The sequence below is a fragment of the Xanthomonas axonopodis genome (assembly GCF_001304695.1).
Lineage (GTDB): Bacteria > Pseudomonadota > Gammaproteobacteria > Xanthomonadales > Xanthomonadaceae > Xanthomonas > Xanthomonas axonopodis.
Window position 1 is genome coordinate 1 of record NZ_JFAQ01000310.1, and the last position, 593, is coordinate 593.

Annotated in this window: 1 protein-coding gene; it reads left to right on the forward strand. The window is 62.9% G+C overall.

All coding sequences use genetic code 11. The annotated features are described in order from the left end of the window. A partial coding sequence (locus XAXN_RS19980; RefSeq protein ID WP_134984948.1) for a sensor histidine kinase occupies positions 1–593 on the forward strand: 593 nt, incomplete at both ends.

Genomic DNA, 593 nt, shown 5'->3' on the forward strand with positions numbered 1-593 from the left:
GCACGAACAGCACGAACAGCATCTGCAGTTGTTGATCAATGAGCTCAACCATCGGGTCAAGAATTCGTTGGTCATGGTGCAATCGTTGGCGCGACAGTCGTTCACCAACGCCACCAGCCTTGCCGACGCACAGGAAAAGCTCGATGCCCGCTTACTGGCCCTGTCGCGGGCGCACGACACGCTGACGCGCGAGAACTGGATCAGTGCCGACATCCAGGAGCTGACCCGCGATGCTGCTGCGCTGTATGAGTTGCACGACAGTCAGCGCTTCACACTGCAGGGCGGGCCCTGTCATCTGGATCCGCGGCGCGCACTGGCGCTGTCGATGGCGTTGCACGAGCTGTGTACCAATGCGCTCAAGCACGGGGCATTATCGGCGCTGGCTGGGAATGTGCTGGTTTCCTGGAGGCGCAGCACACGCGGGGAGCAGGAGTTGCTTGAGCTCATCTGGCAAGAGGCTGGTGGGCCGCCCGTGCAGCCGCCCACGCGCAAGGGGTTCGGCACGCGTCTTCTGGAGCGTGGCTTGAAGCACGACCTCAAGGGCGAGGTGGATCTGTCCTTCGACCCGGCCGGCGTGTGCTTCCGCATCTCCA